15 protein-coding genes are annotated in these 13576 nt (G+C 60.6%); 7 read left to right on the forward strand and 8 right to left on the reverse strand.

Annotated elements, in window-relative coordinates; all coding sequences use genetic code 11:
* The first annotated feature begins 218 nt into the window (after window positions 1-218).
* Together sseB and msrA are read left to right on the forward strand one after the other, a co-directional pair.
* Window positions 219-1004, forward strand: a complete 786-nt coding sequence (sseB, locus tag DCO47_RS05600) for an enhanced serine sensitivity protein SseB (RefSeq protein ID WP_116657674.1) — start codon at window positions 219-221, stop codon at window positions 1002-1004.
* Between the two features lie 144 nt (window positions 1005-1148).
* A complete protein-coding gene (gene msrA, locus DCO47_RS05605) occupies window positions 1149-1655 on the forward strand; it encodes a peptide-methionine (S)-S-oxide reductase MsrA (RefSeq protein WP_042610277.1) in 507 nt (168 codons plus the stop codon).
* Window positions 1656-1676: 21 nt separating this feature from the next.
* Here msrA and DCO47_RS05610 read toward each other — a convergent pair whose 3' ends face one another.
* Complete coding sequence (locus DCO47_RS05610; RefSeq protein ID WP_116657675.1) at window positions 1677-2894, reverse strand: MFS transporter; 1218 nt, start codon at window positions 2892-2894, stop codon at window positions 1677-1679.
* Between the two features lie 129 nt (window positions 2895-3023).
* Here DCO47_RS05610 and DCO47_RS05615 point away from each other — a divergent pair, with 129 nt between their 5' ends.
* Window positions 3024-3647, forward strand: coding sequence for a TetR/AcrR family transcriptional regulator (locus DCO47_RS05615; protein WP_116657676.1), 624 nt, complete (start codon window positions 3024-3026; stop codon window positions 3645-3647).
* A gap of 5 nt (window positions 3648-3652) precedes the next feature.
* Here the strand turns inward: DCO47_RS05615 and DCO47_RS05620 are convergent, their stop codons facing one another.
* Entirely contained in the window at window positions 3653-4894 is a 1242-nt protein-coding gene (locus DCO47_RS05620) for an MFS transporter (protein ID WP_064361832.1), read from the reverse strand.
* A 62-nt stretch (window positions 4895-4956) separates the two neighbouring features.
* Here DCO47_RS05620 and DCO47_RS05625 point away from each other — a divergent pair, with 62 nt between their 5' ends.
* Window positions 4957-5967, forward strand: coding sequence for an AraC family transcriptional regulator (locus DCO47_RS05625; RefSeq protein WP_116657705.1), 1011 nt, complete (start codon window positions 4957-4959; stop codon window positions 5965-5967).
* Window positions 5968-5994: 27 nt separating this feature from the next.
* On the opposite strand, the gene DCO47_RS05630 is transcribed toward DCO47_RS05625, so the two are convergent.
* From DCO47_RS05630 to DCO47_RS05640, 3 genes are all read right to left on the reverse strand, one after another.
* Window positions 5995-6756, reverse strand: coding sequence for a carboxymuconolactone decarboxylase family protein (locus DCO47_RS05630; protein ID WP_083201983.1), 762 nt, complete (start codon window positions 6754-6756; stop codon window positions 5995-5997).
* A gap of 12 nt (window positions 6757-6768) precedes the next feature.
* The gene (locus DCO47_RS05635) at window positions 6769-7107 is read right to left on the reverse strand and encodes a cyclophilin-like fold protein (RefSeq protein WP_253277695.1); all 339 of its coding nucleotides are present in this window, start codon (window positions 7105-7107) and stop codon (window positions 6769-6771) included.
* A 122-nt stretch (window positions 7108-7229) separates the two neighbouring features.
* Window positions 7230-8258: an alpha/beta hydrolase gene (locus DCO47_RS05640; protein ID WP_116657677.1), complete on the reverse strand. Its 1029-nt coding sequence runs from the start codon at window positions 8256-8258 to the stop codon at window positions 7230-7232.
* A gap of 133 nt (window positions 8259-8391) precedes the next feature.
* Here DCO47_RS05640 and DCO47_RS05645 point away from each other — a divergent pair, with 133 nt between their 5' ends.
* Window positions 8392-9300: a LysR family transcriptional regulator gene (locus DCO47_RS05645; protein WP_116657678.1), complete on the forward strand. Its 909-nt coding sequence runs from the start codon at window positions 8392-8394 to the stop codon at window positions 9298-9300.
* A gap of 334 nt (window positions 9301-9634) precedes the next feature.
* Here the strand turns inward: DCO47_RS05645 and DCO47_RS05650 are convergent, their stop codons facing one another.
* The 3 genes from DCO47_RS05650 to DCO47_RS05660 all read right to left on the reverse strand — a co-directional run bounded on the left by DCO47_RS05650 (window position 9635) and on the right by DCO47_RS05660 (window position 11219).
* On the reverse strand, window positions 9635-9877 hold the full coding sequence (locus DCO47_RS05650; protein WP_065617475.1) for a hypothetical protein: 243 nt from the start codon (window positions 9875-9877) through the stop codon (window positions 9635-9637).
* Window positions 9878-9992: 115 nt separating this feature from the next.
* Entirely contained in the window at window positions 9993-10217 is a 225-nt protein-coding gene (locus tag DCO47_RS05655) for a DUF2188 domain-containing protein (RefSeq protein WP_042610270.1), read from the reverse strand.
* Between the two features lie 84 nt (window positions 10218-10301).
* Complete coding sequence (locus DCO47_RS05660) at window positions 10302-11219, reverse strand: LysR substrate-binding domain-containing protein (protein WP_042610269.1); 918 nt, start codon at window positions 11217-11219, stop codon at window positions 10302-10304.
* Between the two features lie 194 nt (window positions 11220-11413).
* On the opposite strand from DCO47_RS05660, the gene DCO47_RS05665 reads away from it, so the two are divergent.
* Both DCO47_RS05665 and DCO47_RS05670 read left to right on the forward strand, forming a co-directional pair.
* A complete protein-coding gene (locus DCO47_RS05665) occupies window positions 11414-12163 on the forward strand; it encodes an SDR family NAD(P)-dependent oxidoreductase (protein ID WP_065617150.1) in 750 nt (249 codons plus the stop codon).
* A 100-nt stretch (window positions 12164-12263) separates the two neighbouring features.
* The gene (locus DCO47_RS05670) at window positions 12264-13562 is read left to right on the forward strand and encodes an MFS transporter (protein ID WP_042610267.1); all 1299 of its coding nucleotides are present in this window, start codon (window positions 12264-12266) and stop codon (window positions 13560-13562) included.
* The last annotated feature ends 14 nt before the right edge of the window (window positions 13563-13576 follow it).

The raw sequence follows: 13576 nt of genomic DNA on the forward strand, positions 1-13576 counted from the left end.
TCCAACATCAGTGTTGACTGACACGACGCCTTCGCGAGCAGGCTCGCTCCCACAGTTGGTTTTGTGGTGCTGGGTAGAGCAGCGCAACTTACTGCGCCGGTTCTGGTGTCTGAAAGTCCTTACATCCGGAATCTTCAGACAAGCCCCATCGTGAATGCAGGTATATTCGTCGCGGCGGGATAATCATCGCATTCCATCGAAAATAACGGACTGATCTCATGGATACTTCGCAAGAAAACCCTCTGGAAACATCACTCCGACTGGCCGCCGACGAACCCGCGCATCGTCCAGAGTTCTATCGCACGCTTCTGGATTCCACCGTCTACATCCTCGGCACAGCGGGTGCTGCTCAAGGCCATGTCAATCTCGAAGCCGGCAGCAACATCAGCATCGCCCATTGGCAGAAGCCCGATGGCACGCCGGTCATTCCGTTCTTCTCCTCGCTGCCAACACTGCAACAATCCATCGACAGCGAGCAGAGCTACGTTGAGATCCCCGCCCGGTCACTGTTCGAAATCACGTTGGGCGCGTTGCTCTTCCTCAATCCCAAGTCGCCCTACGGCAAAGAGTTCGTCCCGGATGAAGTGCAACACCTGCTCTCGGGTGAAATCGGCCGTCCCGCCACGCAACGCACGGTTGAGAAAGAAACCAATGTGTTGCTTGGACAACCTTCGGACTATCCATCGGCCATGGTTCACTCGCTCTCGCAACTGCTGGCCAAACATCCAAACGTGAAGCGCGCATTTCTGGCACTGATGCACGACGCCTCGATCGATGAAAAACCGCACCTGATCGTCGGCATCGAAGCAGATGGCGATATCGAGCAGGTCATGCGCGAAGCCGGCAACGTCGCTGGGGACACAGCGCCAGATGGCGGACCGGTTGATTTTTGTCGCGTGCTGGTCGGAGAGGCCGGGCTGAGTGATTACTTCCTCAAGGAGACCAAACCGTTCTACGAACGCAAGTCACCGAGCAAGCTGCGTTCTTTTTTTGGCTTTGGTTGAATACGTTCTGACGAGATCGCAGTCGTCTGCATGTCGCTTGATCAGAGGGCGAGTGGTCGATTCTGATGAGCGCGCCCTTGGATTCTTTCAACCCGCCCTCATAACAATGCATATCCCCATCGTCTCCGAGAGGAAGGACACACCATGACCACTCAAACCGAAACTGCCATTCTCGCCGGCGGCTGCTTCTGGGGCATGCAGGACCTGTTGCGTCGCTACCCGGGCGTGCTGAAAACCCGCGTCGGTTACACCGGCGGCGATGTGCCGAATGCCACCTACCGTAACCACGGCAACCACGCCGAAGCCATCGAGATCGAGTTCGATCCCGCTGTGATCAGCTACCGGCAGATCCTTGAGTTCTTCTTCCAGATCCACGACCCGAGCACGCCGAACCGTCAGGGCAACGATCTTGGCCCGAGCTATCGCTCGGCGATCTACTACCTCAACGACGAGCAACGCGCCGTCGCCGAAGACACCGCTGCCGATGTCGACGCTTCGAAGCTATGGCCCGGCAAAGTGGTCACCGAGATCGAACCGGCCGGCCCCTTCTGGGAAGCGGAACCCGAGCACCAGGATTACCTGGAGCGGATTCCGAATGGCTACACCTGCCACTTCATCCGACCGAACTGGAAACTGCCGAAGCGCGCTTAAAGAAACGGGTGATGGCGGGGTTCAATGCGCCGCCACTGCCGAAGCTCCGACAGAGCGCGGGCCCGACTTGAAACCGTGGGCCCGGGCACCCCAGGCGATGGCGAAGCCGATAGCCACCAGTGCCAGCATGGCCCACGGAAATGCGGTAACGCCCCAGCGATCGAGCAGCACGCCGCCGACGACACCGCTGCCAGCGATCGCGCTGTTCCACGCCACCACGTTCAACGACAAGGCGACATCCGCTCCGTCGCCCGCCGCATCCGCCAGCGCGGTTTGCAGCAAAGTTGCCGCGCCGCCAAAGGTCAAACCCCATACCGCCACGCCAACGTAGATCACCTCCGGCATACCCCCGCCAAAACCCAGCGCCACGCAGACGACGGCAAACGTCGCAAGGCTCAGAAGGACCGTCGTACGCAGCAGCGGCTCGACCAGCTTCGCCGTCAGCCATATGCCCGCCAGCGCAGCAATGCCAAAGACCAACAAGACCAGATCAACACGATCGGCCATTCCTGCCGGCGCAATGAACGGCGCAATGTAGGTGTAGAGAATGTTGTGCGCGAGCATCCAGCTGATCACCACCGCAAGCACAGGGCGAACGCCCGGGGTGGTCAGGACGTTGCGCAGCGGCAGGCGTTGATGGGCCGGTTGCGGCGGGTAATCCGGCACTTTCACCAGCACCCAGACGATCAATAACAGGGTCAGCGCCGACATGAGGCCGAATGTGCTGCGCCAGCCGACCAGCCCGCCGAGCCACGTCCCCAGCGGCACGCCCAGCGACAGCGCAATCGGCGTACCGACCATTGCCAGTGCCAGTGCCTTGCCCTGCTGCTCGGGTTCGACCATGCGTCGCGCATAGCCGGCCAACAAACTCCACGCCAACCCCGCTGCGACCCCGGCGAAGAAGCGCGCGACCAGCGTTACGCCGTAGTGTGACGACAGCGCAGTGATCGAATTGAACACCAGGAAGCCGACGATCGTCAGCAGCAGCACATTGCGGCGCCGCCAGCCGCGGGTGGCGATGGTCATCGGGATCACCGCCAGTACCGACCCCAATGCGTATGCGGTCACCATTTGCCCTGCCATGGACGGCGAAATCGTTAAACCCTCGCTGATCAGCGGCAGCAAGCCGGCGGGCAGGGTTTCGGTGACGATACAGATGAAGCCTGTCATCGCCAGCGCCAGCAAAGCGCCGATGGGCAGGCGTTTTGGAGTGGCTGTCAACGTAATTGATGGTGTCACGGGATACTCCTTGAAAAGCCTTCGCTGATATAAATACCGATCGATCTAGATCCTGAACGCGCACAAGGAGCGTTGTCAACAATTTCTGTATCGACTAGTCTTTATATGAATTCAACGAGGAGCTTTGCCATGGCGAGAACCGGTCGCCCCCGTCAGTTTGATCGCGACGACGCTGTCGATCAGGCCATGCAGCTGTTCTGGCAACACGGCTACGACGCGACATCGCTCGCCCAATTGAAGGCCGGACTTGGCGGAGGGATTTCAGCGCCGAGCTTCTACGCCGCGTTCGGTTCCAAGGAAGCCTTGTTCGATGAATGTGTGCAGCGTTATCTGACAACCTACGCGCAAGTCACCGAATGCCTGTGGGACGAAAGTCTGGCACCGCGCGATGCCATCGAGAGCGCGTTGCGCCAGTCGGCACGCATGCAGTGCGACGATGCGCATCCCAAGGGCTGCATGGTCACTTTGGGCGTCATGAGCGCACCAAGCCCGGAAAATGCCCACGTGGTGCGAGCCCTGACCCGCTCACGCCAGCGCACCCGCGCGGGAATTCAAGCCTGCGTCGAGCGCGCTGTGAGTGCCGGTGAGCTGGCCAGCGACACAAATTCGGCGGCGATGGCGACGGTATTCGACAGTTTCCTGCAAGGCATATCCATACTCGCCAGAGACAACACCGCGCTGGAAAGCATCGATGCTGCCATTACTCAGATCATGCAAACCTGGGACATTGCCGCCACTCGCACCACCCTCTGATCAAATCACAGATGCACCGGCACCGCTGCCGAGCCCGGCTCCGGCACGTCGACATTGACCTTCAGTGCTATCAGCAACGCGGCCAGCAACATCAGAATGCCGGCCGCGACAAACACACCATTGATGCCGCTGAAACTGAACACCGAACCGCCGGCGGCAGCGCCTGCGGCAATCGCCGACTGCACCGACGCGACGACCATGCCGCCTGCGCTTTCGGCCTGATCGGGTACCGAACGCGCCACCCAGTTCGACCACGCTACCGGCACACCACCAAAAGCCATCCCCCAGAGCGCCAGGAGCACCGCCTGCCCGGTGACCGAGGCCGGGAAGCCGACCAGCGCCAGAGCGGCAACGCCCACCAGCACCGGCATCAGCACCAGGGTCGCCCGTGGACTGCGCTGCAACAGCCACCCGGCGAACAGCGTGCCGGCAAAGTTCGCCACGCCGAAACCGAGCAGCATCAGTGCCAGCGTCTGCGGGCCGACGCCGGTGGTGCTTTCCAGAAATGGCCTGATGTAGGTGAACAACGCAAAGTGACCGGTGTGCACCAACACGCAGCCGAACATGCCGATGGCAATACCCGGTCGCAGCAAAACCTCCAGTACCGTGCGCAGGCGTGACGGACGGTGCGGCGCCAGACTCGGTAACGTGAACAGTTGAAACATCAGCGTCACCACGCCCACCGCCGCCGCTGCGAAAAACGCACTGCGCCAGCCAAACTGCCCGCCGAGGTAACTGCCCAACGGCACCGCCACCACGGTACCCACAGCGATCCCGCTGAAGATGATCGACAGCGCGCGGGGCAGCAGCGCCGCCGGCACCAGGCGCATCGCCACGGCCGCCGCCATGCTCCAGAATCCGCCCAGGGCGATGCCCAAAAGGATTCGCATGATCAGCAACACTGCGAGGCTGGACGAGAATGCGACCAGCAGATTCGATGCGATCATCAGAGCCGAAAAACCGAGCAATACCAAGCGCCGATCAAGGCTGCGGGTTAATCCTGGCACCAGCAATCCGGCAAACAGCGCGACCACCGCTGTCACCGTCACAGCTTGTCCGGCCAACGCTTCGCTCACGCCGAGATCGAGCGCCATCGGCGTCAACAGGCTGGCCGGCAGATATTCCGCCGTGAGCAGACCGAACACCCCCATCGCGAGTGAAAACACCGCCATCCACGCCGGCACCAGCGGCTCCTCGTCAGCGCGCACACCCACAGCGGATCGCCCGTCACATACACAATCATTCATCGCAAGACTCCGTCGGACATTTCGAAAGCGCAGTCTATGGGTGGCAAACCGGATGATCTATGATGCACAGTCTTGAACTTTTGATCGAAACCCCGAACATGAGCAGCACTGATCCCTTTTCACTGTCCTCGGACCTCATCACTGAGTTGCTGCGCAGCATGCGTCTGCGTGGCGTGCAATACCGGCGGATCCACGCCGGTCCGCCATATGGCCTGGGTTTTAGCGACAAGTCCGGCCATGCGTATTTCCACTTCGTCGCCGCTGGCTCGACGGTGTTGCAGCTTGACGACGGCAGTCTGTACGAATTGTCGGCGGGCAATGCGGTATTCATCGCCCACGGTGCCGCGCATCAGTTGCTGTCACACCCCGGCGCCGAGGTGCAGGACATTGCCAGCGCCGTTGCCGCGCCACTCGGCGACACGGTCTGTGCGGTTCAGGTCGGGCAGAGCACCGATTCGCCCGATAGCGCCCTGCTCTTCAGCGGTTGCATGGAATTCGAACTCGGCAGCCTGCAAGGCCTCGGTCGGCTGATGCCGGGACTGATGCTGATCGACGCAGGCGGCCAGCGCTATCCGGGCCTCATGCCGATCCTCGCGACCATGGAACGCGAAGTCAGCGCAGCGCGCATCGGCTTCGCCGGCATTCTCGCCCGCCTTGCCGACGTCGTGGCTGCGATGATCGTTCGCGGCTGGGTCGAATGCGCTTGCGGCAATGCCTCCGGTCTCGTCGCCGCGCTGCGCGACCCACGTCTGGCCCAGGCCTTGCTGGCCTTGCACCAGCAACCGGGCCGCGACTGGAGCGTCGCCGAACTGGCAACGCTCTGCAACACCTCACGCTCAGTCTTCGCCGAACGCTTCCAGACCACCCTCGGCACCCCGCCACTGCGCTACGCCACCGAATTGCGAATGCGCCTGGCCAGTCAGTGGCTGACGCTGGAAAGGCTGCCGATCGAAGAAGTGGCGCAACGCTTGGGCTACACCTCCCAGGCCGCGTTCAGTCGCGCGTTCAAGCGCATCACGGGAAACTCGCCGGGAGCGAGTCGGCGCCAGCGCGCAATACTAGAATCGCACTAAGAGGGCAGCGATGAATCCGAACCGCCCTCACCGCTGGATTTTGTCCAGCCCCGCGCTCACCCGCTCAGCAGCCTGCAAATCGCCGCGCGCCTCCAGTTCCTGCGCCACCTGACGCAACTGCTCGACCGTCAGTCCCACATTCAGACTGATCTTCAGATGCGACTCCAGCTGCGATTCCACTCCAGCCATTGCCGCCAGTGCACCAACAGTCGCCAACTCTCGATCCGTCCATGCAAGGTTGTCGCGGGCGAAGATGTCGCCGAACAGATGCACTTTCAGAAACTGATCGATCGCCGGGGCGAATTCGAATAGCGGGCCGGACACTGGCGCGCCGACCAGACGGGTCTGATTGTCGGTGCCGAGCTCGGTGAGCGCATACCCCGACGGCACCGGACCGGGCTCGCGTCCTGGCACGTCGTCGATGCCCCGCGCAGCGCGTTCCTCCACGACTTTCATCAGCAGGGACAAGGCGTTGAGGCTGCGCGGGAAGCCGGCGTAGGCATACAGCTGCACCAGAATTTCCTTGGTTTCGCTGATGCTCAGCCCAGCGTCGAGGCCACGATTGAGCGCGTCGTGCAAACGCGGCATGTCGCCGATGGCCGTGTTGGCGGCAATCGGGGCGATCGCCAGTTGCTTAGGGGTCAAAGGCTGTTCTTTCATGATCGGTTTCTCCGGTGATCGGGAAGGATTGGCGCAAAGAGGATTCACGCAGGCAGCACTGGCGAGCACTGCACAGCCGAGGGCCAGGGCTCGAAGAAGGCGCCGTTGATGCAGCGTATTCCGATTCATCAAGGACTCTCCTCACTCTTCAGAAGTGAACGTCACCCGCACATCGCCGCGTCCCAAGGCCTCGGCGAGGCCCTGCGGCCGGTCGATGCGACCAAGACGCGAATAGCGGTAAGACGAATCGAAGGTTTTGTAGAAGACCACCAACGTATCGTCGCCATACAAAAGAAAATCGCCATTGTGGATGGTGCCCGGCCGGTACGGCTGAGTGGGCAATGGCGGCTGCACGGTGGCGTATTTTTCATTGCTGTGCAGGTCGGTCATGTCCAGGCTCAGCGGCAAACGCGTGAGCAATTCCCGAGTGCTCGGGTTGTCATCCAGGGCAATGGCAAAGCGCTGTTTTCCGATAGTCATCCACATCGTGGTGTCCTGCGCAGAGGTAGTGGCAGACAGAGCAAAAGACATCCATGGCATCAGCACACATCCCATCCAGATTCCCGCGAAGATTTGCATGCCTCTGCTCCGTCGCCTGAAAGCTACTTCAGGTTGCTCTTGAAGAACTGTGTCAGCTTGGCAAAAGGAATCAGATCAACCCGGTCATACAGATCGACATGGCCGGCATTCGGCACGATCACCAGTTCTTTCGGCTGCCCAGCCAACCGGAACGCTTCTTCGCTGAATTCTCGGGAGTGTGCGTCGGCGCCGGCGATGAACAACATCGGGCGCGGCGAAATGCTCTGGATATCGACGAACGGATAGAAGTTCATGAACTTGGTGTTGCTGCTCAGCGTTGGCCGCGTGGTCTGTTGCGGGGTCGAACTGGCCGGGGTGAATTCGCCGCGCGGGGTGCGGTAGAAGTCGAAGAATTCGCGCTGGATCGGGTGCGTGTCGGCCTTCAGTTCCAGCACCGTGCCGCCGGTATATTCGACTTTGCCGCCGGTAAACTCCGCGTAACGCTGTTCGGCCGCTTGCGCAATGATCTGCTTGCGCTGCTCCAGCGTTTGCGAGTGCTTGAGGCCGTCACGGTTGGCCGCGCCCATGTCGTACATGCTGACCGTGGCGATGGCCTTCATACGTGGATCGATTTTCGCAGCACTGATGACGAAACTGCCGCTGCCGCAGATGCCCAGCACGCCGATGCGCTCGCGGTCGATGAATGGCCGTGTGCCGAGGTAATCGACGGCGGCGCTGAAGTCTTCTGCATACATGTCCGGCAAGACGGCGTTGCGCGGCGCGCCCTCGCTTTCGCCCCAGAACGACAGGTCCAGCGACAGGGTGACGAAGCCCTGCTCCGCCAGTTTCTGCGCATACAGATTGGAGCTCTGCTCTTTTACCGCGCCCATCGGATGGCCGACGATAATCGCTGCGCTGCGCGCTGCAGGATCCAGCCCTTTGGGCATGAACAGGTTGCCAACGACCGTGAGTTGATATTGGTTTTTGAAGCGGACCTTCTGCACGGTCACCTTATCGCTTTTGAAGAAATTATCGGCACCGTGGGACATGTCAGCTCCGAATGCAGTGAATGAACTCAGGAGAAACCCGAGCAGTACGAACAGTCGTTTCATGGGGGCGTCCTTGATCGAGAAACCAGGCGAGGCCGGGATGGAGATATTGTTGCGCAGGCTCCAGGCTTTGATTAGCTAATGAGTGCTTAATGCGGTTATAAACGCTGCTAATCAATCAACCCGAGCGCGCACCATGGCCAAACCCAACTTCAACGATCTGCTCGCCTTCGTCACCGTAGCCCGCTCCGGCAGTTTCACCCGCGCGGCGGTGCAACTGGGCGTGACGCAATCGGCGGTGAGCCAGGTAGTCTCGGCGCTCGAAGCACGTCTGAAGATTCGCCTGTTAACGCGCACCACACGCAGCGTGTCACTGACAGCGGCGGGTGAACGGCTGTTGCACACGGTCGGCCATCGTTTCGATGAAATCGAAGCCGAGCTCGACGCTCTCAGCGAGTTACGCGACAAGCCCGCCGGCACGGTGCGCATCACTTGCGGCGACAACATCATCAAGACCACCCTGCTGCCCAAGCTGACACCGCTACTGCTGCAATACCCGGATATCAAAGTCGAATTCGATATCAACTATGGTTTCCGCGACATCGTCGCCGACCGCTTCGATGCAGGCGTGCGCTTCAGTGATACCGTCGCCCAGGACATGATTGCCGTGCCGATCGGACCGCCACTGCGCATGGCCGTGGTCGCTTCGCCTAGCTACTTTGCCCGGCACCCGGCCCCGCAACACCCACGCGATCTGGCGGCGCATCGCTGCATCGACATCCGCTTTCCAACCTACGACGGTGTCGATGCCTGGGAATTCGAGCGTCAGGGCAAGAAGCTGAAAGTGCGGGTCGACGGCCAACTGGTGTTCAACTCGACTGTGCATATCGCCGACGCGGCTGTGAGCGGGTTGGGGGTTGCATATCTGCCTGAAGACGAGTTCGGCGCGCATCTGGCTGAAGGCCGCTTGGTCAGGGTCCTGGAAGACTGGTGCGAACCCTTCGGCGGCTTTCACCTCTACTACCCCAGCCGCCGCCAACCGTCGCCGGCGTTTTCACTGGTGGTGGATGCGCTGCGCGTGATGAGAGACCCAGCCCCCTTGTAGGAGTGAGCCTGCTCGCGATAGCAATCTGTCAGTTGATGCAAAGTTGACTGACACTCCGCCTTCGCGAGCAGGCTCACTCCTACATTAGGTTCGTGGTGGGTCAGCAATCAGGCGGTGTATGAAAACCCTGTAGGAGTGAGCCTGCTCGCGATAGCAGTCGGTCAGTTGATGCACAGTTGCCTGACACTCCGCCTTCGCGAGCAGGCTCGCTCCCACATTGGGTTCGTGGTGGGTCAGCAATCAGGCGGCGTATGAAAAACCCTGTGGGAGCGAGCTAGCTCGCGAAGGCGTCAGATCAGGCAAATCATCTCTGCATGGCAACCCCGCGAAACCCTCACAACTTCGACACATCGCCGGTAGCCTCGGCAATAGTCGCCAAAGTTTCCTCCATGCTGGCGATGTCCTCATGCAGCTTTTGAAACACCAGATCCAGCGATTCGGGGGCGTCCACGGTCTGATGGCCACGAAGCGACCCGACGCTACCGTTCTCCACATGCTGAAGAATGTCCACGCTTTCTCGCAGTGCCAACAACTGGTCAAAGATCGCGACAATCTGCGCCTGGCGCCGAGCGTTCATCATTACCACCCCAACCTGGCGCTGCCATCAGCAAACCATTCGCTCGCCAGCGGCAAACCCTGCGGTTTCCAGATCAGCGACCCCCATCCCAGACATGCAATGACCATACGCAGACTCAGCCTTTGGTTTTTCGCGGATCGGCGGCGCGCGGAAAGGTGCGCTCTTCCTGGATCGTGCCGTCCTCTTTGTGGATTTTCAGAGAGGCAGTTTTACCCTGCAGATAGTCACTGGCGATCTGGGTGATCTCGGCTTTGGTCTCAGCCGTTTTGGACGCACGCTGCGCGCCCTCTTTGACCAGTTCCCAATGCTGCTGGTTTTTGTTGATGTGGTAGTTATCCATTCCTTCACCTCTGATGTGAATGATCAAGACCGGTAATGGATTGACCTTAGCCGCGTCAGAGAGTTTGAAAGAATTGACTCCGACTCAATAGGCGAATTCATGGCCCAATTCGCTCTCCATCCACGCCAGAAAACGCCGGACACGCGGAAAGCTCGAATGCGCCTTGGGAAACACTAGGTGGTGCGCTGCCACCGCAGCACTCAGTGACTCAGGCGCCACTTCAACCAACGTGCCCGCCGCCAGATACTTCTGCGCAAGCAATGTGCTTTCCAGCGCGAAACCCAAGCCATGACTCGCCGCTTCCAGCGACATGTACGAACGATCGAAGCTCAATGCGTAAGGGCGTTCCGGACGCGCCAAACCATGCTGGGCAAACCATTGCGGCCATTTGAGCAGGGTCGCTTCCGACAAAATCAGGTCACATTCGAGCAGGTCGGCCGCGCCGCGCACCGGTCGTTGCGCGAGCAGTTTCGGTGAGGTCAGCACCGCGAATGTTTCGTTCCTGACCGTACGCACCTCATAGCTTGGCCAGTTCGGCAGACCATGGCGGATATCGACGTCGATCTTGTCGCGACTGAAGTGCAGCGATTCATAGGAACACGACAGATTGATCTGAATGTCCGGATGACTCGCGCGAAACGCTTCCAGGCGCGGCATCAGCCAGAGCAGGCCGAAGCTGGGCGACGAGTGCAAGCGCAGGCAATCCAGGCTGACGTCGCTGGCCGCGCGTTCAGTGGCAACGGCGAGGCTGTGCAGAATGCCGGAGACTTCCTTGAGGTACTGCTCGCCGACCGGCGTCAGGGAGACACCCCGAGCGGCGCGAACAAATAACTGCCGGCCGATCATCCCTTCAAGTTTCGCCAGTTGGTGACTGACGGCCGACGGCGTCAGGTCCAATACTTCTGCCGCTCTGGCGACATTGCCGAAGCGCGCTGTTTGTTCGAAGGCCTGAATTGCTTTCAGCGGTGGCAGGACGATAGGTGCCTCAGTCTCAGGACGCATGGGGACTCCGTGGTGGTTTCTTGTGATGTACGGACCGGTTTCATTCAACCATCTGCGAGCAGGCCTGACGAGTGCTGAATTTTTTTCAGCATTGAGTGATTTTCGCGTTATTGCTCACCCTCCCCTCGAAGGACAAGCTGAGTCATCGGTTTTTCACAGACCGACCCAATAAAAACAATTCGAGGGCCTCCTCCATGCTTCTTCAAGACAAAGTCGCAATCATTACCGGTGCCGCTTCTGCCCGTGGCATTGGCCGCGCCACCGCGACCACGTTTGCGCAACACGGCGCTCGCGTGGTGATTCTCGATCTCGATGCCGCCGCCGCGCGGGACGCCGCCGCATCACTGGGCGAAGGTCATCTCGGCCTGGCGGCCAACGTGGCCGACGAAGCGCAGGTTCAGCAAGCCGTCGCCGCCATCATCGAGCACTTCGGGCGCATTGATATTCTGGTCAACAACGCCGGCATCACCCAACCGCTGAAGACCCTTGATATTCGTCCTTCGGACTACGACAAGGTGCTGGACGTCAGCCTGCGCGGCACACTGCTGATGTCGCAGGCGGTGATTCCGCTGATGCGGCAACAGTCTCGCGGCAGCATCGTCTGCATGTCGTCGGTGTCTGCCCAGCGCGGCGGCGGCATCTTCGGCGGCCCGCATTACAGCGCGGCCAAGGCCGGGGTGCTGGGTCTGGGCAAAGCCATGGCGCGGGAGCTGGGGCCGGACAACATCCGGGTCAACTCCATCGCCCCGGGGCTGATTCACACCGACATCACCGGCGGCCTGATGCAGGACGAACGTCGACACGCCATCATCGAAGGCATCCCGCTGGGTCGCCTGGGTCAAGCGCAGGATGTTGCCAACGCCGCGCTGTTTCTGGCCAGCGACCTGTCCGCTTATCTGACCGGCATCACCCTCGATGTGAACGGCGGCATGCTGATTCACTGAGTACCTCTGGGCGGGCCCGCGTGGCCCGTGCGGTTCTGGATCGATGACGCAGCCGGGCCTGATGGCCTGGCGGTCAATAAAAACAAGAGATCAGACCATCATGACTACCCTGTCGCTCGAAGCGGTTTCGACCGTGCGTTCTTCTGCCTATCGCAAAACGGCCTGGCGCCTGATGCCATTCCTGATGCTGTGCTACCTGTGCGCGTATCTGGACCGGGTCAACGTCGGTTTCGCCAAACTGCAAATGATGAATGATCTGGCCCTGAGCGAAACGGTCTACGGACTGGGCGCCGGCGTGTTCTTCATTGGCTATTTCCTCTGCGAAGTGCCCAGCAACATCATCCTGCACAAGGTCGGCGCGCGAGTCTGGATTGCGCGGATCATGATCACCTGGGGCATCGTGTCGGCCCTGTTCGCCTTCGTCGAAACCGCCTGGCAGTTCTATGCCCTGCGCTTTCTGTTGGGGATTGCCGAAGCCGGTCTGGCGCCGGGCCTGCTGCTCTACCTCACCTACTGGTTTCCGTCTTATCGGCGGGCGCGCATGACGGTGTTGTGGTTCATCGCCATTCCGCTGTCAGGCATGGTCGGTGGCCCGCTCTCGGGCTGGATCATGAACCATTTTGCCGGCGTGCATGGCTGGGCCGGCTGGCAATGGATGTTCGTCCTTGAGGCGGTGCCCACCGTGGTCGTCGGCCTGCTGGTGCTGAGCTATCTGAAGGACGGCGTGCATCAGGCGACCTGGCTCAATGACGAAGAAAAAGCCTTGATCACTCGCGAATTGGCCGAAGACGATCAGCAAAAGGTCACCCACGCCTCGGTCGGCGAGTTCATCCGCGACCGACGCTTGTGGCTGCTGGCGGCCATCTACTTCTGTGTGGTGATGGGTCAATACGCAATCACCTTCTGGCTGCCGACACTGGTGCGCAATGCGGGGGTTTCCGATCCGCTGCACATCGGTTTTCTGACCAGCCTGCCTTACCTGTGCGCCATCGCCGCCATGCTGCTGGTCGGGCGCAGTGGTGACAAACATCGCGAGCGCCGCTGGCACCTGATCGTGCCAATGATCGCCGGGGCCATCGGCTTGAGCCTGGCAGCGATGATGGGCGGCAATTCGACCTTGTCGATCCTCAGTCTGTGCCTCGCCGCCTCGGGCATTTTGTCCGCCACCTCATTGTTCTGGATGCTGCCCACCACGCTGCTCGGCGGGGTGTCGGCGGCTGCCGGTATTGCGGCGGTCAACAGCTTCGCCAACCTCGCCGGCTTCTGTTCGCCTTATCTGATCGGCTGGATCACCACCCTGACCGGCTCCAGTGCCATCGGCATGTACCTGATCACCGGTGTGCTGTTCCTCGGCGCCAGTCTGGTCCTGCGCATTCCCGCCGCTTTGGTCAATCGTTGAGTTAACGGAGTTTC

It is taken from the genome of Pseudomonas sp. NDM, assembly GCF_003105095.1.
Taxonomy (GTDB): domain Bacteria; phylum Pseudomonadota; class Gammaproteobacteria; order Pseudomonadales; family Pseudomonadaceae; genus Aquipseudomonas; species Aquipseudomonas moraviensis_A.

Bases quoted from the DNA above. Each gene is read 5' to 3' on its own strand.
- DCO47_RS05670 (WP_042610267.1), top strand. From the start codon at position 12,264: ATGACTACCCTGTCGCTCGAAGCGGTTTCGACCGTGCGTTCTTCTGCC.
- DCO47_RS05645 (WP_116657678.1), top strand. From the start codon at position 8,392: ATGGCCAAACCCAACTTCAACGATCTGCTCGCCTTCGTCACCGTAGCC.
- DCO47_RS05640 (WP_116657677.1), bottom strand. From the start codon at position 8,258: ATGAAACGACTGTTCGTACTGCTCGGGTTTCTCCTGAGTTCATTCACT.
- DCO47_RS05655 (WP_042610270.1), bottom strand. From the start codon at position 10,217: ATGGATAACTACCACATCAACAAAAACCAGCAGCATTGGGAACTGGTC.
- DCO47_RS05630 (WP_083201983.1), bottom strand. From the start codon at position 6,756: ATGAATCGGAATACGCTGCATCAACGGCGCCTTCTTCGAGCCCTGGCC.
- DCO47_RS05665 (WP_065617150.1), top strand. From the start codon at position 11,414: ATGCTTCTTCAAGACAAAGTCGCAATCATTACCGGTGCCGCTTCTGCC.
- DCO47_RS05615 (WP_116657676.1), top strand. From the start codon at position 3,024: ATGGCGAGAACCGGTCGCCCCCGTCAGTTTGATCGCGACGACGCTGTC.
- DCO47_RS05660 (WP_042610269.1), bottom strand. From the start codon at position 11,219: ATGCGTCCTGAGACTGAGGCACCTATCGTCCTGCCACCGCTGAAAGCA.
- DCO47_RS05620 (WP_064361832.1), bottom strand. From the start codon at position 4,894: ATGAATGATTGTGTATGTGACGGGCGATCCGCTGTGGGTGTGCGCGCT.
- sseB (WP_116657674.1), top strand. From the start codon at position 219: ATGGATACTTCGCAAGAAAACCCTCTGGAAACATCACTCCGACTGGCC.
- DCO47_RS05650 (WP_065617475.1), bottom strand. From the start codon at position 9,877: ATGAACGCTCGGCGCCAGGCGCAGATTGTCGCGATCTTTGACCAGTTG.
- msrA (WP_042610277.1), top strand. From the start codon at position 1,149: ATGACCACTCAAACCGAAACTGCCATTCTCGCCGGCGGCTGCTTCTGG.
- DCO47_RS05625 (WP_116657705.1), top strand. From the start codon at position 4,957: ATGCACAGTCTTGAACTTTTGATCGAAACCCCGAACATGAGCAGCACT.
- DCO47_RS05635 (WP_253277695.1), bottom strand. From the start codon at position 7,107: ATGACTATCGGAAAACAGCGCTTTGCCATTGCCCTGGATGACAACCCG.